Origin of the sequence: Bradyrhizobium sp. 26S5, assembly GCF_036923295.1 — a bacterium.
GTDB classification, from domain to species: Bacteria; Pseudomonadota; Alphaproteobacteria; order Rhizobiales; family Xanthobacteraceae; genus Bradyrhizobium; species Bradyrhizobium septentrionale.
This window is the reverse complement of sequence record NZ_CP145948.1, coordinates 7,872,535-7,892,533: the sequence shown is the minus strand read 5'-3', so window position 1 is coordinate 7,892,533 and position 19,999 is coordinate 7,872,535. Positions and strand designations below refer to the sequence as shown.

General features: G+C 64.1%; 21 protein-coding genes and 1 pseudogene. 13 read left to right on the top strand and 9 right to left on the bottom strand.

What is annotated here, in order from left to right:
• Positions 1-78: 78 nt before the first annotated feature.
• On the top strand, positions 79-441 hold the full coding sequence (locus tag V5279_RS37245) for a hypothetical protein (RefSeq protein ID WP_166298796.1): 363 nt from the start codon (positions 79-81) through the stop codon (positions 439-441).
• A 215-nt stretch (positions 442-656) separates the two neighbouring features.
• On the opposite strand, the gene V5279_RS37240 is transcribed toward V5279_RS37245, so the two are convergent.
• Genes V5279_RS37240 through V5279_RS37225 form a run of 4 tightly spaced genes read right to left on the bottom strand, consistent with a single transcriptional unit; the run spans position 657 to position 3,651 of the window.
• Positions 657-1,142, bottom strand: a complete 486-nt coding sequence (locus tag V5279_RS37240) for a YbaK/EbsC family protein (protein ID WP_166298795.1) — start codon at positions 1,140-1,142, stop codon at positions 657-659.
• 5 nt (positions 1,143-1,147) lie between these two features.
• Entirely contained in the window at positions 1,148-1,891 is a 744-nt protein-coding gene (locus V5279_RS37235; RefSeq protein WP_166298794.1) for a haloacid dehalogenase type II, read from the bottom strand.
• Positions 1,888-2,730, bottom strand: coding sequence for a dienelactone hydrolase family protein (locus V5279_RS37230; protein ID WP_166298793.1), 843 nt, complete (start codon positions 2,728-2,730; stop codon positions 1,888-1,890). Before V5279_RS37230 ends, V5279_RS37235 begins: the two co-directional genes overlap by 4 nt.
• Before the next feature lie 36 nt (positions 2,731-2,766).
• Positions 2,767-3,651: an amidohydrolase family protein gene (locus tag V5279_RS37225; RefSeq protein ID WP_166298792.1), complete on the bottom strand. Its 885-nt coding sequence runs from the start codon at positions 3,649-3,651 to the stop codon at positions 2,767-2,769.
• A 490-nt stretch (positions 3,652-4,141) separates the two neighbouring features.
• Between V5279_RS37225 and ykgO the strand changes: the two genes are divergently transcribed.
• Together ykgO and V5279_RS37215 are read left to right on the top strand one after the other, a co-directional pair.
• Entirely contained in the window at positions 4,142-4,267 is a 126-nt protein-coding gene (gene ykgO, locus V5279_RS37220; RefSeq protein WP_002718645.1) for a type B 50S ribosomal protein L36, read from the top strand.
• Between the two features lie 104 nt (positions 4,268-4,371).
• Positions 4,372-5,043, top strand: coding sequence for a tetratricopeptide repeat protein (locus V5279_RS37215; protein WP_338691903.1), 672 nt, complete (start codon positions 4,372-4,374; stop codon positions 5,041-5,043).
• 96 nt (positions 5,044-5,139) lie between these two features.
• Here V5279_RS37215 and V5279_RS37210 read toward each other — a convergent pair whose 3' ends face one another.
• On the bottom strand, positions 5,140-5,316 hold the full coding sequence (locus V5279_RS37210) for a hypothetical protein (protein WP_338691902.1): 177 nt from the start codon (positions 5,314-5,316) through the stop codon (positions 5,140-5,142).
• A 353-nt stretch (positions 5,317-5,669) separates the two neighbouring features.
• Between V5279_RS37210 and V5279_RS37205 the strand changes: the two genes are divergently transcribed.
• Together V5279_RS37205 and poxB are read left to right on the top strand one after the other, a co-directional pair.
• Positions 5,670-6,653, top strand: a complete 984-nt coding sequence (locus V5279_RS37205; protein ID WP_338691901.1) for an alpha/beta hydrolase — start codon at positions 5,670-5,672, stop codon at positions 6,651-6,653.
• Positions 6,654-6,736: 83 nt separating this feature from the next.
• The gene (poxB, locus tag V5279_RS37200; protein ID WP_338691900.1) at positions 6,737-8,473 is read left to right on the top strand and encodes a ubiquinone-dependent pyruvate dehydrogenase; all 1,737 of its coding nucleotides are present in this window, start codon (positions 6,737-6,739) and stop codon (positions 8,471-8,473) included.
• A gap of 136 nt (positions 8,474-8,609) precedes the next feature.
• Here poxB and V5279_RS37195 read toward each other — a convergent pair whose 3' ends face one another.
• A complete protein-coding gene (locus V5279_RS37195) occupies positions 8,610-9,125 on the bottom strand; it encodes a DinB family protein (RefSeq protein ID WP_338691899.1) in 516 nt (171 codons plus the stop codon).
• An 87-nt stretch (positions 9,126-9,212) separates the two neighbouring features.
• On the opposite strand from V5279_RS37195, the gene V5279_RS37190 reads away from it, so the two are divergent.
• Together V5279_RS37190 and V5279_RS37185 are read left to right on the top strand one after the other, a co-directional pair.
• On the top strand, positions 9,213-10,136 hold the full coding sequence (locus V5279_RS37190; RefSeq protein ID WP_338691898.1) for a LysR substrate-binding domain-containing protein: 924 nt from the start codon (positions 9,213-9,215) through the stop codon (positions 10,134-10,136).
• A 41-nt stretch (positions 10,137-10,177) separates the two neighbouring features.
• Positions 10,178-10,396, top strand: a pseudogene (locus V5279_RS37185) (hypothetical protein); the annotation flags it as partial.
• Between the two features lie 26 nt (positions 10,397-10,422).
• On the opposite strand, the gene cycA reads toward V5279_RS37185, so the two are convergent.
• Positions 10,423-10,815, bottom strand: a complete 393-nt coding sequence (cycA, locus tag V5279_RS37180; RefSeq protein ID WP_338691897.1) for a cytochrome c-550 CycA — start codon at positions 10,813-10,815, stop codon at positions 10,423-10,425.
• 235 nt (positions 10,816-11,050) lie between these two features.
• Between cycA and V5279_RS37175 the strand changes: the two genes are divergently transcribed.
• On the top strand, positions 11,051-12,544 hold the full coding sequence (locus V5279_RS37175; RefSeq protein ID WP_338691896.1) for an FAD-linked oxidase C-terminal domain-containing protein: 1,494 nt from the start codon (positions 11,051-11,053) through the stop codon (positions 12,542-12,544).
• On the opposite strand, the gene V5279_RS37170 is transcribed toward V5279_RS37175, so the two are convergent.
• The gene (locus V5279_RS37170) at positions 12,541-12,954 is read right to left on the bottom strand and encodes a hypothetical protein (protein WP_338691895.1); all 414 of its coding nucleotides are present in this window, start codon (positions 12,952-12,954) and stop codon (positions 12,541-12,543) included. The two genes, V5279_RS37175 and V5279_RS37170, sit on opposite strands and share 4 nt — an antisense overlap.
• 277 nt (positions 12,955-13,231) lie before the next feature.
• Here V5279_RS37170 and V5279_RS37165 point away from each other — a divergent pair, with 277 nt between their 5' ends.
• On the top strand, positions 13,232-14,377 hold the full coding sequence (locus V5279_RS37165) for an acyltransferase (RefSeq protein ID WP_338691894.1): 1,146 nt from the start codon (positions 13,232-13,234) through the stop codon (positions 14,375-14,377).
• A 146-nt stretch (positions 14,378-14,523) separates the two neighbouring features.
• On the opposite strand, the gene V5279_RS37160 is transcribed toward V5279_RS37165, so the two are convergent.
• Positions 14,524-15,006, bottom strand: a complete 483-nt coding sequence (locus V5279_RS37160) for a putative quinol monooxygenase (RefSeq protein ID WP_245284563.1) — start codon at positions 15,004-15,006, stop codon at positions 14,524-14,526.
• A 412-nt stretch (positions 15,007-15,418) separates the two neighbouring features.
• Here V5279_RS37160 and V5279_RS37155 point away from each other — a divergent pair, with 412 nt between their 5' ends.
• The 4 genes from V5279_RS37155 (at position 15,419) to V5279_RS37140 (ending at position 19,987) form a co-directional block, all read left to right on the top strand.
• Positions 15,419-16,657 (top strand): FAD-binding protein, encoded by a 1,239-nt coding sequence (locus V5279_RS37155; protein ID WP_338691893.1) that lies wholly within the window; start codon positions 15,419-15,421, stop codon positions 16,655-16,657.
• The gene (glcF, locus tag V5279_RS37150; protein WP_338691892.1) at positions 16,654-17,970 is read left to right on the top strand and encodes a glycolate oxidase subunit GlcF; all 1,317 of its coding nucleotides are present in this window, start codon (positions 16,654-16,656) and stop codon (positions 17,968-17,970) included. Before V5279_RS37155 ends, glcF begins: the two co-directional genes overlap by 4 nt.
• A 214-nt stretch (positions 17,971-18,184) precedes the next feature.
• Positions 18,185-18,592: a histone gene (locus V5279_RS37145; RefSeq protein ID WP_338691891.1), complete on the top strand. Its 408-nt coding sequence runs from the start codon at positions 18,185-18,187 to the stop codon at positions 18,590-18,592.
• Between the two features lie 405 nt (positions 18,593-18,997).
• Positions 18,998-19,987 (top strand): TorF family putative porin, encoded by a 990-nt coding sequence (locus tag V5279_RS37140; RefSeq protein WP_166298654.1) that lies wholly within the window; start codon positions 18,998-19,000, stop codon positions 19,985-19,987.
• Positions 19,988-19,999: the final 12 nt, after the last annotated feature.

The following is a 19,999-nucleotide window of genomic DNA, read 5'->3' as shown; positions in this document are numbered from 1 at the left end:
CATTCATTTGCCAATTTCAGGCAAATCGCGGCGCGGAACCCGCGCGTGCGCGGATCAAATCAAACAAGGGCATTTGGCATGCAGACGGAGCGGATTGTCCTGAGCATAGCGATTGCGATCGGCGGCCTCGGCGCTGCGGGGCCTGCGTCGTCGCAGGAGTATCGTGGCACCTGGGAACAGCAGATGGCGTGCACGCCGGACGTGATGCGCCTGTGCAGCGATCAGATTCCCGACACCAACCGGATCGTCGCATGCCTGCGGCAGAACACGGCGCTGCTTGGCAGTTCCTGCCGCGCGGTGTTCGAGTCCAATGCGCAGCAGGCGCAGACCCAGGGGCGCGCACCGCAGCCGCAGATGCAACAGCGGCAACGCGCGCCGCAGCAGATGCAGCCGGCCCCGCTCGCGCCGCCGCGGCCGTCGCCCGACTACGATGAGGATTAGCGGCTAGCCTGATGAAGTCAGGTCGAATCGACCTTGCGGCAGACTGGCTTCACCTCTCCCGCTTGCGGGGGAGGTCGCATCGCATCGGAGATGCGATGCGGGTGGGGGCTCTCTCCACAATGTGACTCGTGGAGAGAGCCCCACCCCAGCCCTCCCCCGCAAGCGGGAGAGGGAGTCGCAGCCCCGTCGGGGCTTCTATTTAACCTCATCGCGCTTTAGGCAGTGACTTCTGTCTGGGACCGGACTTCGCAGACGTCGACCCATTCGGCCGCGGTCAGCTCCGCCATCCGGTCGGGCGTGATGCGCACCGCGCTGTGGGTCGAGCCTGCGGCCGGCACCACGACGTCGAATGCCTTCAACGACACATCGCAATAGACCGGCAGCGGCGTCTTCAGCCCGAACGGGCAGACGCCGCCGACCTCGTGGCCGGTGATCTCGGCGACCTCGTCGAGGCCGAGCATCTTCGGCTTGCCGCCGAACGCCGCCTTCACCTTCTTGTTGTCCATCCGCGCCGTGCCGCTGGCGACGATCAGCACCACGCGGTCGCCGACGCGCAGGCTCAGCGTCTTGGCGATCCGCGCCGGCTCGACGCCATAGGCCTCCGCCGCCAGCACGACGGTCGCGGAGCTCACAGTGGATTCGATCACGGGAATTTCGGGCGCCTTCTCGGCAAAGAAGGCGCGGACAGAGGCGAGACTCATACGGTTCAGGACCTTGCAGACACCAGGGCAGGGAGTTCGGAGAGACCGTGGATCCGGTGATCGGGCACGACGCCGAGCTCGTCCATCTGGGTACGCAGCGCCTTGAACATCGTCAATGGGGCGACCGTCTCGCTCTCGACGCAGGCGAGCGCCATCGCTTCCGGCGTCACCCGTTCGATCCAGGCAACGGTGAGGCCGAACGATTTGGCGCCGCAGGCGTCCCACGGATTGGAGGAAATGAACAGCACTTCCGCGGGTGGCACGTTCAGCACCTCCTCGATCAGCGTGTAGGCCTCGGGCGCCGGCTTGAACACCTTGTGGGCATCGACGCTGATGGTCGCATCGAGCAGGCGGTCGATCCCCGAATTGCGCACCAGCGCATTCAGCATGTCAGGGCTGCCGTTGGAGAGGATCGCGAGCTTCTTGTCCTTCATCGCCTCGAGGGCTGCGACCGCATCCGGATACAGCGCGAGATGCTGATACTTGTCGATGATGCGGGCAAAGGTCGCTTCGTCATACTGCAGGCCGAGGCAGCGCAGCGTGTAGGCGAGCGAGTCGCGGGTGACGGCAGCGAAATCCTGGTAGCGCCGCATCAGCGAGCGCAGCCAGGAATATTCGAGCTGCTTGAGGCGCCAGATCTGCGTGATGATGTCGCCATAACCGGGGAACGCATCCTCGGTGACATCGGCCACCGACTGGACGTCGTAGAGCGTGCCGTAGGCGTCGAACACGATTGCCTTGATGGTCATTGGGTTTTCTCTTGTCCGCCAATGGTCGCATACAGGAATTTCCTGAGAGCGTCGATGGACTGATCGAGGACCTGCGCGTTGAATTCGAGGTGATGACCGAGCAGCCGCCCCGGCGTGCGATATTGCGGCACGTCAAAATCGTGATGGGCGCCGGGATAGACGATCAGCTCGATCGGATAGCCGAGGCCCTGCTGCCGCGAGATGCCGTCATCGTCGTGGCCTTCCGCCAGGTTCCGGCACTCTTGCGCCGGCGTCCAGTCGTCGAGTTCGCCGACCATGATCAGGGTCGGCACGGTCATGTTGCCCTTGATGCCGAGGCAGCGCGGATAGAAGGCGACGGCGGCGCGGAATTTTTCCGTCGCGTTGACCTCGATCGCGCCGCGCTCGACCGACAACAATGCGAGCCAGCCACCTTGCGAAAAGCCGATCACCGCAATGCGTGTCGGATCGACCAGGGATTGCCGGCTCAGGAAGCTCAGCGCGCGATAGGCGTCGTGAACCGTTGCGGCCGGGACACCGCCGGTGCAGGTGTCGCTGATGCCGCGCGGGCCGAACCGGTCCACGGTGAGCGTGACATAGCCCCAGGCCGCGAGCCGTTTGCCCCAGCGCTCGTCGAGTTCCCGCCACTGCCCGCTGCAGCCGTGCAGCAACACCACGGCGGGCAGGAGACCCGGTCGCTCCGGCCGCCGCAACAGGCCCTGCAGCGGCTGCGCGCTCGCAAGCGGGCTTTCGAACTCGACCAGCACGGAAGGCGCTTCGGCTGTCGCCGCAGGCTTGCCGCCCGCGCTTCCGATCAGGAGCACGGCGAGGACGGTGGCAAGTCCGGCGCAGTTCGTCATCGGCCGCCCCGCAAGCGTGCGGCCGATGATACTCCCTTAAATCCCCAAAATCTTGCGCGCGTTGGATTTCAGGACTTTGGGGCGGATCTCCTCGCGGATGTCGAGTTTTGCAAAATCGGCGAGCCAGCGGTCCGGCGTGATGACAGGCCAGTCGGAGCCGAACAGCATCTTGTCCTGCAGGATCGAGTTGATGTAGCGCACCAGGATCGGCGGGAAATATTTCGGCGACCAGCCGGAGAGGTCGATATAGACGTTCGGCTTGTGGGTCGCGACCGACAGCGCCTCTTCCTGCCAGGGGAAGGAAGGATGCGCGAGGATGATCTTGAGGTCGGGGAAGTCGGCCGCGACGTCGTCCATGTACATCGGGTTGGAATATTTCAGCCGCATTCCCATGCCGCCTGGCATGCCCGAGCCGACGCCGGTCTGGCCGGTGTGGAACAGCGCGATCGCGCCGCCCTCATTGATCGCCTCATAGAGCGGATAGGCCATGCGGTCGTTGGCGTAGAAGCCCTGCATGGTCGGATGGAATTTGAAGCCGCGGACGCCGTATTCCTCGATCAGCTTGCGCGCCTCGCGGACGCCGAGCTTGCCCTTGTGCGGGTCGATCGAGACGAACGGGATCAAGACGTCGAGATGATCGGAGGCAATCTCCAGCATCTCTTCATTTTTATAGCGGCGGAAGCCGGTCTCGCGCTCGGCATCGACCGGGAAGATCACCGCGGCGATGTTCTTGGCGCGGTAGTAGGCCGCGGTCTCCGGCACGGTCGGCGGATGCTTGTGCGGCGATTTGAAGTAATCGGCCATCTGCGCCTGGAAGTCGTCATAGCCGTCGTCGCCATGCATGCCGCACGGCTCCTCGGCATGGGTGTGGATGTCGATCGCTGTGACCTTTTCGATGTCGGGCAGTTTGAGCTTGGGCATTGCGGTTTCCCCGGCGGCCGGTTTGTTGGCGATGGAAAATAATTATAGGATATAACGATTTTCGCAAGCGCGCTGGTGTTTGGGAAGGCCGGATGTGCGAGGTTGGGTCGCAGCCGCAAACTCCCGGTCCGGTCCGGTCCGGTCCGGTCGGTGGCGTGCGGTGGGCTTCAGCCGGGTGGGAACGCACGATTCGCTCTCGCGCCGCTGCAGACATGATGTGACGGCGGACGGGATCGCGGTACAGGATAATCGCGCTTGCCGCCGTTTCCAAAGCGATCTCAATGGCATGGCTGGGAGCCAAAAGCCCGTTCCATGCCGGGCACGGGCCGAAAATCGGCCCGTCTCGGTTGACATTTAACGGTCCGATGGCTTAGAAGGCGGCCGTCCCGGGCGGTTGGCCGCTTGTCGGGATAGATCCCATTTTGCCACCTTTCGGCATTGATCAGGCACGGCCTCCAACACGGGCCTTTCGAAGTAACAGGATTGTCCCATGAAGGTCCGTAACTCGCTGAAGTCGCTGCGCGGCCGCCATCGCAACAACCGTCTGGTCCGCCGCAAGGGCCGCGTCTACGTGATCAACAAGGTCCAGCGCCGTTTCAAGGCGCGCCAGGGTTGATTTCGGCGCGGATCGGCCCGCTGCGCTGATCCAACACATCTCTTTCACAGGTCTTTGACGCCGTGCTGCTTTGCAGTGCGGCGTTGTGCGTCTAGACTTCGGTCATGGGATTAAACTTCTTTGGCCCCCCCAACCGCCGGCTGGCGATCTTGATCGCCGCGCTTCTGGCCGGACCTGTTTTGACTTTGCCTGGCGCGGCCGCCGCGCAGGACGATCCCCGGGTGGTCCCGCCGCCGCGGGCCCAGAAGAAACTGCCGGAAGCGCCGACCAAGCTGCCGAAGGTGCCGGCCGACCGCACCCGCGGGCTGGATTTCCTGTTCGGCGCGCTGAAGGCCGCGCCCGATGAGGACAGTGCCCGCCATGTCGAGGCGCGGATCTGGGCGCTGTGGCTGCAAACCCCGAGCGATACCGCGGCGCTACTGATGGTGCGCGCCAAGGCCGCGATCGACGCCCAGAACATCGATGTCGCGCTGCAGCTGCTGGACGCGGTGATCAAGCTCCGGCCCGACTATGTCGAGGCCTGGAACCGGCGTGCGACGATCTACTATTTGAAGAACGACTACGTCCGTTCGCTCGCAGACCTGCAGCAGGTGCTGACCCGTGAGCCCCGCCATTTCGGCGCGCTGGCGGGCGTCGGCATGATCATGCAGGACATGGGCGACGAAAAGCGCGCCCTGAACGCCTTCCGCAAGGCGCTGGCTGTCGATCCCTACCTCGAGAAAGTGCCGCAGATCGTCAAGCAGCTGACCGAGAAGGTCGAAGGCCGCGACATCTGATTGCGTGCGATTGATCGCGATCGCGGTCGGATGGCCGCGAATGGGCACGTGACTCGCGAGCTGGGACTTGCCCGCGATACGGTCCCGCGCAGGAGGCTAGTGCAGGAATTTGCCGCGGGACGCGCAGTCCTCGGCCACGGCAGCATAGAATTGCTGAAGCTCGGCTTCCAGGTGCTCGTTCACGAGCAACAGCGCCTTCAGCGCACCGCGCAGGTCGCCATTGCAGCTCGCCACGATCTGATCGATGTCCGCATCGCTAGGGTCGGAAATCATGGTACTCCTCCGATTACTTCCCGTTGAACTCGTCGTGCGGACGCAGGTTCCTGTGGATCTTGTGCACAAGCCAAGAAGTGTTTCCGGGTGCGTCCCGGTTTGGATGAAGCCTCGCGCCTGATGGCGAAATTGCCACCGCCAAACTATGAAATTACTAATGACGCCGGTATGAACCCGCTATCCACAGGCTGGGCGTGCTGTGGACAACTCCGCGCCGGGGCGCGACCGGGAAAATCGACAATTGGCTTTCCGGACAAAAGCATGCTCGGGAGGACGCAAATCCAGTATCGGGCGAAACCTGGCTTTAGGTACCTCGTAGTTACCAGGTGCCCAACACCCTTCGGATCCCCTCGATGTTAACCGTGATCATCGCGCTGGCGGCCGCAGGGCTGGCGCTGGCCCTGGCAACGCAAATCGGCGTCACGCTGATCCAGCGCGCCTTTCCGCCTCAGGGCCGCATGATCGAGGTGGCCGGCGCGCGGCTGCATGTCGTCGAGCTCGGCCCGCGCGATGCCGCGGGGCCGCCGGTCGTGCTGCTGCATGGCGCGAGCTCCAACCTCCGCGCGATGCAGCCGCTCGGCGATCGCATCGCAAGGACGCGCCGGGTGATCCTGATCGACCGGCCGGGCCATGGCTGGAGCACCCGCGAGCGCGTCGCGGATTCGACGCCCGCGGTCCAGGGCCGGATGATCATGGAGGCGCTGACCAGGCTCGGCATCGACAGGGCGATCGTGGTGGCGCATTCCTGGGCCGGCGCGCTCGGCCTGCGCATTGCGCTCGATCATCCGGACCGCGTCGCGGGCCTCGTGCTGCTCGCCCCCGTCGCCTATCCGTGGCGCGGCGGCGCCGGCCGCTACAATGACGTGATTTCGACGCCGCTGATCGGGCCGATGCTGGCGCACACGGTCACGCTGCCGCTCGGTTATCTCGTCGCCAATTCAGGCTCGCGCGGCGTGTTCGCGCCGCAAGAGATGCCGGACGATTTCGTCCGCGACAGCGCGACATTGCTCCTGCTGCGCCCGCGCGAGTTCATCGCCAATGCACGCGACCTCGTCACGCTGAAGGCCGCCGTCGTCGAGCAGGCGCCGCGCTACGCGGAGATCAAGGCACAGGTCACAATCATTGCGGGCGACGTCGACAAGACGGTCTCGACCCGCATCCATTCGCGGCCGCTTGCAGCCACGGCGCCGAACGCCAAGCTCATCGTGATGCCGGGCGTTGGTCATATGGTGCAGTACGCTGTGCCCGATCTTGTGGCGTCCGAGGTCGAGGCGGTGGCGGGCAAGTTGGTCCAACCGGCAGCAGCAAAGGACAAGACCGCCCCCGCGAATCTGTGATCGGCTAAGGCTTGCGCGGGTCCATCGCGCCGAACATCATGCGGCCGCGCGGTTCTTCAGATCTCACCCAAAGGATAAGCCCCATGCGGATCGACAACGTCGCCGACCTCATCGCTGAAACCCTTGCCCAGGCCGGCGTGAAGCGCATCTACGGTGTCGTCGGCGACAGCCTCAACGGCCTCACCGAGGCGTTGCGCAAGCGCGGCACGATCGACTGGCTGCATGTGCGCCATGAGGAGGTGGCCGCCTTCGCCGCCGCCGCCGAATCCCAGATCACGGCAGGCCTTGCGGTGTGCGCGGGCTCCTGCGGCCCGGGCAATCTCCATCTCATCAACGGCCTGTTCGACGCGCATCGCAGCCGCACACCGGTGCTGGCGCTGGCGGCGCAGATCCCGTCGGCCGAGATCGGCGGCGGCTATTTCCAGGAAACCCATCCGCAGGACCTGTTCCGCGAATGCAGCCATTATTGCGAATTGGTGTCGGACCCGTCGCAACTGCCCTACATGCTGGAGAACGCGATCCGCGCCGCGATCGGCAAGCGCGGCGTTGCCGTCTTGGTGCTGCCGGGCGACGTCGCGATGCGGCCGGCGCCGAAGCGCGACATCGCGCCGAATGCCGGCCTGCTGCCGCCGGCACCGGTGGTGCGTCCGGCCGAACCCGAATTGAACGCGCTGGCCGCTTTGCTCAATGGCGCCAAGCGCGTCACGCTGTTCTGCGGCCGCGGCTGCGCCGGCGCGCATGACGGTCTGCTCAAGCTCGCCGAGACGCTGAAGAGCCCGATCGTGCACGCGCTCGGCGGCAAGGAATATGTCGAGTACGACAATCCGTATGACGTCGGCATGACCGGCTTCATCGGCTTCTCCTCCGGTTACGCCGCGATGCATGGCTGCGACGTGCTGCTGATGCTGGGCACCGACTTTCCCTACAAGCAGTTTTTCCCGACCGGCATCAGCATCGCCCAGGTCGATCTCCGTCCCGAAAATCTCGGCCGCCGCTGCAAGCTCGACCTCGGCATCGTCGGCGACGTCGGCGAGACCATCGCCGCGCTGTTGCCGAAGCTCACGGTCAAGACCGACCGCAAGTTCCTCGACGCCAGCCTCGCGCATTACAAGGACGCCCGCGCCGGGCTCGACGATCTGGCCCGCGGCAAGCCCGGCTCGAAGCCGATCCATCCGCAATATCTGGCGCGCCTGCTCAGCGAGCAGGCCACCGAGGATGCGGTGTTCACCGCCGACGTCGGCACGCCGACGATCTGGGCCGCCCGCTATCTGAAGATGAACGGCCGGCGCCGGCTAATCGGCTCCTGGGTCCATGGCTCGATGGCCAATGCGATGGCGCAGGCGATCGGCATACAGGCGGCGCAGCCCGGCAGGCAGGTGGTGTCGATGTCCGGCGACGGCGGCTTTGCCATGCTGATGGGCGATTTGATCACGCTGACCCAGGCCAAGCTGCCGGTGAAGGTCGTGATCTTCAACAACAGCGTGCTCGGCTTCGTGGCGCTGGAGATGAAGGCCGCCGGCTTCATCGAGACCGGGGTCGATCTGAAGAATCCCGATTTCGCGGCGATGGCCCGCGCGATGGGCATTCACGGCGTCAGGGTGGAGGATCCCGGCGAGCTCGAGGGCGCGATCCGCAACGTGCTCGCGCATGACGGCCCGGCGGTGCTCGACGTCGTGACCGCGACCCAGGAATTGTCGATGCCGCCGACCATTACGCTGGAGCAGGTCAAGGGCTTCAGCCTGTGGGTGCTGCGCGCCGTGATGAGCGGCCGCGGCGACGAGGTGGTCGATCTCGCCAAGACCAATTTGCTGCCGCGCTAGCTAGAGCATGATCCGGAAAGGTGCGAAGCGGTTTTTCCGAAGAGATCATGCTTAAACAAGAATCTAAAGCGCGATGACGATTCTACCTGATCTCATCGCGCTTTAGGGTTGACCGTCGCCCCGTTCTTGCGTCGGCTCAACCTAAATTCGGCGCAGGCACGCCGCGCTGAAAGGCTAAGAGGTCGAGTGAGGGCGGCTCGCTGCCGGTCAGGATTGAGCAGCACGCATGCGCCTGGCCGCGGTGGTGGGTCTGATGATTGAAGAGATGCAGCAGGATATCCTGCCGCGGCTGGCGATAGGGTTTGCCCGACGTTGTCTGATAGGCGATGGGCTCCATGAGATCGGCGCCGGTATAGCTTTCGACCAACTCATTCAAGCGCGCATCCTCCGCCATCCGGGCGCGAAGAAGATCGCGGCGATCGTCGTGCAAAATCGCGTCGAGGCGATCCGGATGCTCGCCGGTGCCGGTCAATCGCTTCAACCATATCCGATCCGTCAGCAGCAAATGATTGAGCGTCCCGTGCAGGCTGCCAAAGAACACGCCGGTTGAACGGCGATAGGCTTCCTCTGGCAGTTCAAGCGCGGCGCCGTAGAGCCGCAGGTTGGCCCAATGATTATAGGCCGCGAGCTGCCGGAAGTTTTCGGTTCCCATCTTGCTGTCCTGTTCGAAACGATAGCGGATGATAACTTGCCCACATCCCCCAATTGGTGAAAATATCTCACCAATCAGGAGGACTCGATGGGACGGTCGGTTCCACCATCGGCGCGTGCACTCACAGCGCTCTCGCTGTTCGCCACGCTCGGCACCCTGACCGAGACGGCCGAAGAACTGGGCGTTACCCGGTCGGCGTTGTCGCACCGGATTGCCGAATTGGAAAAGCGCCTCGGCGTGGCATTGGTGAGAAAAGTCGGCCGGCGAATTTCGCTGACCGAGGACGGCGAACGATTGGTCGCCGGCATGGGCGACGCGCTCGACCGGTTGGAGGCGGCGGTTGAACCATTTCAACGTTATCGCGGGCAGATCCGTGTAAGCACGATCGCGACCTTTGCTTCTCACTGGTTGATCCCGCGCATTTCGCAATTTCAGGCGCGGCATCCCCTGATCGAGGTCGCTATCTCTACAACGACGAGAGCTGTCGACCTCAAAACGGAAGACATGGATTGCGCCATCCGCCACGGCCGCGGGGCGTGGAAAGGGCTTTCCTCGACGCTACTGTTCCGGGAAACCCTGATGCCCGTTGCCAGACCTGATGTCGTGGCCCGTGCCGCGACGAGCGCCAAACCGGCAAATTCTGCCAAGACAAATTTTGCAAAGATCTGGCACGGCACACCACTGATTAGGGCCCGATCGCGATTCGCGGATTGGTCGATCTGGCAGCAGCACGATCGTACGCTGGCCCAACGGCGGATCAAATGGTTGACGGTGGAAACCCGCGCGCAGGCGCTCGATGCCGCAATGGCCGGCGCCGGCGTTGCGTTGATGGATATGGCCTATATTACGACGCCCGTGGACGAAGGCAGGCTCGAGAAGCTCGCGGAACGTCCCCTGCAACTCCAGACCGGCTACTATTTTGTCAACGTGCCCAACGCCCGAACCCTCCACCTGCTGAATCATCTGCGCGACTGGGCCGTGGAGGCGGCGCGGCCGTTTCGGACGGCGTAACGTGCCAAACAAGCTCCGCGTGATCTGGCGGAGTCTGATGTAGGGTCGAGGACCCTGGGGAGCTCGACGTCGTCACCGCGACCCAGGAACGGTCGATGCCGCCGATTATCACGCTGAAGCAGGTCAAGGGCTTCAGCCTGTGGGTGTTGCGCGCCGTGATGAGCGGCCGCGGCGACGAGGTGGTCGATCTCGCCAAGACCAATTGCCGCGCTGATCGCGATGGTGACTCCGCCCTGACGCTTGCGCCAGGGCGGGTTTGAGGCGGAGTTCAGACCGTTACGGTCGATTACTTCGGCTTGCCGTCCTTGTCGAACGACGACACGTAGGCCCAGAGGTTGTTGGCCTCGGTCTCGTTCTTGACGCCGGCGAACGCCATCTTGGTGCCGGGGATCTTGGCCTTCGGATCCTTGATGTATTCGAGGAAGGTGTCCTTGTTCCAGGTGATGCCGGAATTCTTGTTGGCGTCGGAATAATTGTAGTCCGGCGCGGTGCCGGAATGGCGGCCGTCGAGGCCATTGAGCTCGGGGCCGACCTTGTTCTTGGCGCCTTCGCCGATCGCGTGGCAGGCGAGGCATTTGTTGAACGAGGTCTTGCCGGCGGCGGCATCCTGCGCCAGCGCGGAGGATGCGGTGGCCAGCGATGTGACGACCGCCAGCGCGCTCAAGGTCTTTAGGTTCATGGGGTTCTCTTCGTTTCGTCCCGGGGGGTAGTGATCGTTTGTGGCATGTCCGGCTTGGACAGGACAAGCCACGAAACTTTGACAGGTTTCATGGCCGCCCGCTTGTCCCAGAGAGAACTCGCCATTGCGGGGCGGGGCAATCCGACCTTCGGCCGGTTGACTGAAACAGGTGCAGACGTGCTTGATTTGTCGTAACAAAATCGGCAAAGGGCAAAAGCCCTCCGAGGGAACAACGATGTCCATCATGATGCCGGCGGCCGACCAGGCCGTCCTTGCCCGCCGCGCCGAAATCGTGGCCGCCTTGCGCGCAATCGTCCCTGGCGAGGGCGTGATCGACAGCGCCGCCGAGATGCTGGCGTATGAATCCGACGGCCTGACCGCCTATCGGCAGCCGCCGATGGTTGTTGTGCTGCCCGATACCACCGAACAGGTCGCAAAGGTCCTCAAATATTGCCACGGGCAGGGCATCAAGGTGGTGCCGCGCGGCTCCGGCACCTCGCTGTCCGGCGGCGCGCTGCCGTTGGCCGACGGCGTGCTGCTCGGGCTCGGCAAGTTCAAGCGGATTCGCGAGATTGACTTCGACAACCGCGTTGTTGTCACCGAGCCCGGCGTCACCAACCTCGCGATCAGCCAGGCGGTCGCCCATGCCGGCTTCTATTACGCGCCCGATCCGTCGTCGCAGATCGCCTGCTCGATCGGCGGCAATGTCGCGGAAAATTCCGGCGGCGTGCACTGCCTGAAATACGGCATGACCACCAACAACGTGCTGGGCTGCGAGATCGTGCTGATGTCGGGCGAGATCCTGCGCATCGGCGGCAAGTCGGCCGAGAATGCCGGCTACGATCTGATGGGGATCATCACCGGCTCCGAGGGGCTGCTCGGCGTCATCACCGAGATCACGGTGCGCATCCTGCAGAAGCCGGAGACCGCGCGCGCGCTGATGGTCGGCTTCGCCGAGGTGGAAGCCGCCGGCGAATGCGTGGCTGCCATCATCGGCGCCGGCATCATCCCGGGCGGCATGGAGATGATGGACAAGCCCGCGATCCATGCCGCGGAAGCCTTCGTCCATGCCGGCTATCCGCTCGATGTCGAGGCGCTCCTGATCATCGAGCTCGACGGTCCCCAGATCGAGGTCGACGAGCTGATCACGCGGGTCGAGACCATCGCAAAGGGCTGCGGCTCGGTAACGCTGCAGATTTCCAACTCGGAGGCCGAACGCAATCTGTTCTGGGCCGGCCGCAAGGCGGCATTCCCCGCGGTCGGGCGCATCTCGCCGGACTATCTCTGCATGGACGGCACGATCCCGCGCGGCGCCTTGCCCAAGGCCTTGGCGCGGATCCGCGAGCTCTCGGAGAAATACGGCCTCGGCGTCGCCAATGTGTTCCACGCCGGCGACGGCAATCTGCACCCCTTGATCCTCTACGACGCCAACAAGCCGGGCGAGATCGAGAAGGCGGAGGCGTTCGGCGCCGACATCCTGCGCTGCTGCGTCGAGCTCGGCGGCGTATTGACCGGCGAGCACGGCGTCGGCATCGAGAAGCGCGACCTGATGCCGGAGATGTTCACCGAGATCGACCTCAACCAGCAGCAGCGGCTGAAATGCGCGTTCGATGCGGAGGGGCTGCTCAACCCCGGCAAGGTGTTTCCCACCCTGCACCGTTGCGCCGAACTCGGCCGCGTCCATGTCCACGCCGGCAAGCTGGCGTTTCCGGATATCCCGCGGTTCTAGTAGCGTCTCAGCAGACCCAGCGCCGCGCTGGTATCGCCATATTCGGCGCAGGCTCCTTCCGGGTCTTTGATTAACTCCGCCCGGACTCGCTTGAACGTTTTGCCGGCCGCTTCGGTCACCTCGGGGCGGAATTTACGCGGATCGTAGTCATTGCCGTCGTTGGCCTTGATGGCCGCGTCGAAGGCGCTGATCATTGCCATCGCTGCATTGGGGCTGCCGAGCAGTCTGGCGCCGAGTTGAACGCCGCCGGCGCCATCGGCCTCATATCCGATGCATCGTTGTTCGAGCACCGCGGCCGCGGTGACAAGCTGGTCGAGGAACGTCGCCTCGGCATCGGTGAGCATTTGGGCGCGCGCCTGTCCTGGTGCGATCATCGCAAGCAGTGCGATGGCTGGCACTTTGATCTTCATGGTCGTTCTGCCTGCGGCCGCTGAGCCGTGATCACGGGGTTGCCGAGTTACGATGACGCAAGTCTGTTCCTTCGGGCATCAGGAGATGTATCAGCCGCGAGGCCGGTCGATACAATTCGACGGATCGCGCTCACCAGCCGATAACCTTAACCGATGCTTTCCGCGATGGCCGACAGGGCCCATCGCGCGTCGCTGCAATTTGCAGCGGGGACCGTTTACACGGCCTTAGACTGTTCCTCGGTATTTTCCCAAGATGCATGTCTTCGGCAACACATCGATGCCCAGCCTGGCCGATCAGCTGGCGCTTTCGCGCAATCGGCCCGCAGGGTTCGACTACATGCGAATTGCGCTGGCGGTGTCGATCATCGGCCTGCACAGCCTCAACGTGACGCTCGGGCTCGGCCGCGCGCTGGAAATCCAGAGCACGCTTCGCATCGGCGTCGCGATGATCCTTGCGCTGTTCTTTGCCCTGAGCGGCTTTCTGGTGACGGCGAGCCTGTTGAGGTGCAAGAGCCTGATTTCCTTCCTCGGCCTGCGCGTGCTGCGGATCGGACCGGCGCTCGCGGTCGAGACCACGCTGTCGGCCGTCATCATCGGTTCGCTCTTCACTGAGCTGCCGCTGGCGCAATATCTCGCCGACCCGAAATTCCACGCCTATTTCCTGAATATCGTCGGCGACATCCACTACGAACTGCCGGGCGTATTCCTGCACAATCCGCTGCCTGAGTTGGTGAATGCCCAGCTCTGGACGGTGCCGTATGAATTGTGGTGCTACGTCATCCTGGCGCTGCTCGCGGTGACCACGATTTGCTTCAACAGGGTGGCGTATCTTGTGTTCATGGTGATCACCCAGATCGGGCTCGCCGGCTACGACCTCTACCGCTGGGACGAGGTGCCGATCCAGCTTCGCCCGCATCTTCTGGTGTTCTGCTTCCTCGCCGGCGTCGGCTTCTACCTCTGGCGCGACAAGGTGCCGTTCAACCGGACCGTCTTCCTGTTCGCGCTGGTGCTGTGCGCCGCCGCGATGGCCACCGGGCGCGGCGACGCGCTGGCGGCGGTGCCGGCCGCCTATGTCGCGTGCTATCTCGGCCTGATGAACCCGCGGCGGAGCTGGATCGTCTCGTCGGGCGATTACTCCTACGGGCTTTATCTCTATGGCTTCGTCATCCAGCAGTGCATTGCGACCTTCGGCCCGCTGGTTCAGCACTGGTATCTCAACATCCTGATCAGCCTGCCGCTCGCCTTCGGCGTCGCCGTCGCGTCCTGGCACCTGGTCGAGAAACACGCACTCCGGCTCCGCGGCCAGGTCGAGAAGCTCGAGGCGGCAGCGCTGGCGCGGAGCTCGATCATAGGCTTCTGGCGCCGCTCGCCCGAGCGGGTCGAGTTGCGCGCAAGGCTCGGCAACAGCAGCGCATCGATCTGATCCGCGTCCGCGGGAAGGAATGGAGCTTCGGTTCTGATTGAATCAGAACCGAAGCTCTGGCTTCTTGTTTTGACGCGTTTTCTTCACGCGAACCGGTGTCCACTTCGCTCGAAAACGCTTAGCTTCCTCCCCGCGGCGGCGTCCCGTTACAGGAGGGCGTATTGCGTCCGCTCGCGCTTGGCGAGCAGCGGCAGCGCTTGCTCCGCGATGTAGGTCTTGAAGTAGGCGCTCTCCTGATGCGCCTTGAACGCCGCTTCGTCCTGGAACAATTCGTAGAACAGGAATTGTGCCGGATTGTCCTTGCCGCGGCCGATCAGGAACAGCTTGGTGCCGGCGTCCTTCTGCGCTTCGGGCAGGAAGCCGTCGAGAATTGCCGCGACCTTGTCGGCCTGTCCCTCCTTTGCCTCCCATTGCGCCACCACCAGAAGGCCTGATGTGTTGATTGCATCGCTGATGGTTCTCGTGCTCATCGCATAGTGCTTCATTTGCATTCCTCCGTTGCTTTGCTCCGATCGAGCTTGCGATCCGACCCAGGGCGAGACGCCGGCGATCGCCATGATCGCGAACGAGCCGATGGCCGATCGCCGGGTAAGCATCATCGTCGTGGTCGTGACTTCCGAACGTTTCATGATCGCCTCCAGATGGTTCGTACCAACCGTCTTGCCGGGCCGAACCGCGACGCGAGAGATAATGGACCTTCCGGCGAACTCAGTTCGGTGGTGACCGAAATGTCGATGTCGTGAAAATGCTTCGACCATGGCCGAAGTGTCGCGGCGGAAACCGCACCACTGCGAGCGTCCCGACATCGGGGCTTGCGGTGCCGACCAGCAGGCGGAAATATCGTGTTCCTGCCTTTCGCAGGGCGGCGGATTATTGAGCTGAGCGGGACGTTCCGGGTAAGGCGGCGTGACGCCGTTTCCACGGTCGAGGCCCCCGCCACCGGGCCGTTCCGTCGAGATCACCGAGGCCGGGCTTGTCGCATTCAGAGATTTGTTCGGCGCGCATTTGATTTCGGAGCCGAATTTCGATACCGCCTAGCGTGTGGAAACGCTCAAAGTCAGGGATGCCCAGGACGTCGAAGAGGTGGTGCGCGCGGCTGTCGCCGGCGAGCAGCCGCTCGAGGTCATTGGCCATGGAACGAAGCGCGCCATCGGTCATCCGATGGCGACCAATGCGGTGCTTGACGTCTCGGTGCTCAACGCGGTCACCTCCTATGAGCCGAACGAACTGATCATCACCGTGCAGGCCGGCGCGCCGCTCGCCGACGTGCAATCCCTGATCGACGCCAAGAACCAGCAATTCGCCTTCGAGCCGATGGACACATCGGTGCTGCTCGGCACTGCGGGAGCGGGCACGATCGGCGGCATGATCGGCGCTGGGCTGGCCGGTCCGCGCCGCATCAAGGCCGGCGGCGCCCGCGACCATCTGCTCGGGGCGCACGCGGTGTCCGGGTTCGGCGACAGTTTCAAGACCGGCGGACGGGTGGTCAAGAACGTCACCGGTTACGACCTCTGCAAGCTGCTCACCGGTTCCTGGGGCACGCTCGCGGTCATGACCGAGGTGACGCTCAAGGTCATGCCGAAGCCGGAAGCCGAGCGGACGCTGGTGCTGCGCTCCCTCGACGACGTCACCGCCAACCGGGCGATGACCACGGCACTGGGCTCGCCGTTCGACGTTTCAGGCGCCGCGCATCTGCCGGGCTCAGCGTTGCGGTCCGGGATCGGTGCGCTCGGCAGCCTTGGCGCCTCCGGCCAGGCAGTCACGCTGGTGCGGCTCGAGGGCATTTCGGCCTCAGTGGCACACCGGGCGGCCTCGCTGACCCAGACACTATCTTCTTATGGAGCGGTCGACTTCCTCGCGGACGACGCCTCGGCTGCGATCTGGAGCGCGCTGCGCGACGTGGTGCCGTTTGCGGCGAACGGCGCGCTCGGGGCCTGGCCGGTGTGGCGTATCGTTTGCCCGCCGGCCGCTGGCGGCGCGCTGGGCCAGGCGCTGTCGCGCGCAACCGGCGGCGACGTGATCTACGACTGGGGCGGCGGGCTGATCTGGGCTGCACTGCCGCAGAGCGCCGACGCGCACGCCGCGCTGGTCCGCGGCCAGGTCGAGGCGATCGGCGGGCACGCCACCCTGATCCGCGCCGGCGAGGAGGTGCGCCGTGCGGTCGATGTGTTCCAGCCGCAGGCGGCCGGCCTTGCCGCGCTCGGCGAACGGGTCCGGGCGAGTTTCGATCCGAGGTCGATCCTCAACCGCGGCCGGATGAGGCGAGGCGGGGCTGCATGAAGACCGAGTTTTCCCTGGCGCAGCTTGCCGATCCCGACATCAAGGAAGCCGACAAGATCCTGCGTGCCTGCGTGCATTGCGGCTTCTGCACCGCGACCTGTCCGACCTATGTGCTGCTCGGCGACGAGCTCGATAGCCCGCGCGGCCGCATCTACCTGATCAAGGAGATGCTGGAGAAGAACAAGCCGCCGACAGCAGACGTGGTCAAGCATATCGACCGCTGCCTGTCGTGCCTCGCCTGCATGACCACCTGTCCGTCGGGCGTGAATTACATGCACCTCGTCGACCAGGCCCGGGTCAGGATCGAGCGGGACTACCAGCGGCCGCTGGCCGAGCGGCTGCTGCGGTCGGTGCTCGCCTTCGTGCTGCCGCGGCCGGGCCTGTTCCGGATCAGCATGATCCTCGCCGGGCTCGCCCGTCCGTTCGCGGCGCTGCTGCCGACGCCTTCGGTCGGCGCGTCGAACCCCGGCCTCTTACGGCGGATCAAGGCGATGCTGGCGCTCGCGCCGCGCGGCCTGCCGCAGCCGGGTCCATCAGCCGGAACCGTGTTTGCGCCGACCGGCCGGCGCCGCGGCCGGGTCGCGCTGCTGCAGGGCTGCGCCCAGCAGGTGCTGGCGCCGCGTATCAACCAGGCCGCGATCAACGTCCTGACCCGGCACGGCGTCGAGGTGGTGCTGGTCAAGGACGAGCAATGCTGCGGCGCGCTGACCCATCACATGGGGCAGGATCACGACGCGCTGGCGCGCGCGAAAGCCAACATCGCGGTGTGGCAAAGGGAAGCGGACCAGAACGGGCTCGACGCCATCCTGGTGACGACCTCGGGCTGTGGGACAGTTGTCAAAGACTACGGCTACCTGCTGCGCGAGGACAAAACATTCGCTGAGCCTGCCGCGCGAATCTCGGCGCTGGCAAAGGATATCACCGAGTATCTCGCTGGCCTCGAGCTCGCGCCTTCAACGCAGATAGGCGACGTCACCGTCGCCTATCATTCGGCTTGTTCGTTGCAGCATGGACAGAAAATAACTCAGCTACCGAAAGAATTGCTTTCCAAGAATGGATTCGTGGTGAAAGATGTGCCTGAGAGCCATTTGTGTTGCGGTTCGGCGGGGACCTACAACATTCTCCAGCCCGACATTGCGAGCAGATTGCGCGATCGCAAGGTCGCCAATATTGCGCTTGTCAAACCGGACATGATCGCTGCGGGCAATATTGGGTGCATGGTTCAGATTGCCGGCGGTACGTCAGTTCCTGTGGTGCACACGATTGAGCTTCTCGATTGGGCGACAGGAGGTCCCCGGCCAGGATTGAATTGATCGACTGCCACTCGAGCATGATCCGGACCCCAGCCTTGCCCTGATGCAACGTGAAGGACCGGCGCTTCCTTGCCACAGACGCGAAGCGATCGCGCGGCCATCATGCCCGACAAGCGAAGTGGAGGGGCCTCTCTCCGAGGCGCAGCCAACGACCGGCAAGCGATCACTTCAATACGCCCGGTGGACTCAAATCAGCGGCAACAGGAGGACCACGATGGCGAAGTCGAAGAAGGCGAAGAAAAGCAAGAAGGCCAAAAAGGCCAAGAAGGCCGTAGCGGCGAAGAAGTCGGCCAAGAAGGCCGCGAAGAAATCCGCCAAGAAGGCGGCGAAGAAATCAGCGAAGAAGTCAGCCAAGAAGTCGGCCAAGAAGACTGCAAAGAAAGCGGCCAAGAAGGCTGCTCCGAAGAAGGCGGCCCCCAAGAAAGCCGCCCCCAAGGCTGCGAAGAAAGCCGCCAAGAAGAGCGCTCCGAAGAAGGCCGCCGCGCCGAAGCCGGCTGCGCCGGTCGCAGCGCCCCCGGCCCCCGAGCCCGCGCCGCAGCCGGCCCCGAGCTGGGCGACGCCAAGCCATGAACCCGCGCCGGGCTGGAGCGCCGGCAGCTCTGATAGTGGCGAGCACCACTAGCCGCAGCTTTCCCGGAGAGGTTCACCTGACCGAAGCCGCAGCGGACGCCGCTGCGGCTTTTTCCGTTCCACGATTCCGTTCCACGACGGCGGCCCGTGTTTTTGCGGGTACGGCGATTCGCTTTGGCGCTTTCGCTGCAGGCCGGCTGTTGCTCATCCCCCACTTCCGGTGCCCGGCTCAACCGCTACGGGAGCGACTGTTTTGTGGTGCAAATGCAACACCCGCAAGTCAACGTGCGGCGAAATGGCTGGAACGCCTAAAAAGTCGGCACATGCATGTCTTTTTTGCTTCACGGTACCGTGCACGACCTGCAGATTGAACCCACGCGATTTAGTTGCAGTCCGTTATCGCGCGCCCTGGGGGGCCACGGAGCTGGGCTGTCTGGACAAGTAGATGGGGATCGTCATGAAGAAACTGGCCTTGTTAGCAACGGCGCTAGCAATGATTTCGAGCTCGGCAATGGCAGCTGACATGGCGGTGAAGGCCGTCAAGGCGCCGCCGCCGGCTCCCTTCGATCCCTGGGACATCGCCTTCGGCGCCGGCATCATGAACGACTACATCTTCCGCGGCGTCACCCAGTCGAACCACAATCCGTCGGTCACCGCGTATTTCGAGCCGCGCTACAACGTCAACAAGGACCTACAGCTCTACATCGGTACCTCGACCGAAAGCATCTCCTTCGCCAACCGCGCCGCGGCCGAAGTCGACGTCTACGGCGGTATCCGCCCGACCTTCGGCGCCTTCGCCTTCGACATCGGTGTCTGGGGTTACCTGTATCCGGGTGGAACCTGCTATTTCGGCGGCCCCTTCGACACCGCCGGCAACCCGCTCAGCGCGCAGTGCGCCGCCAACTTCCTGCCGAACGGCAATGTCATGAAGAAGGACGTCTCGTTCTTCGAAGTCTACGGCAAGGCGACCTGGACCATCAACGACAACTGGGCGTTCACCATCAACGAATACTACTCGCCGAACTTCCTCAACACCGGCGCCTGGGGCAACTACTCCTCGATCATCGGCAAGTACACCGCGCCCAGCACCACGTTCGGGTCGAGCGGCGTCGGCATGTATGTCTCGGGCGAGTTCGGCCGCCAGTGGCTCGGCACCTCGGACAGCTTCTACGGCGTTCCGGCGTTCCCGAACGGCATCAAGTATGCCGATTACAACACCTGGAACATCGGCATCGGCTTCACCTACAAGGTGTTCACGCTCGATCTGCGCTACTCCGACACCGACCTGTCGAAGGGTAATTGCAGCGCCTTCACCAGCGACTTTACCGCGGGCGGCACCACCAACGTGACCCCGATCAACCCGCTCGGCACCGGCTCCAATTGGTGCGGCGCGGCAGGCATCGCCAAGCTCTCGGTCGACCTGACGGCGGCGTCCAGCCTGAAGTAATTTCTCCTTTCG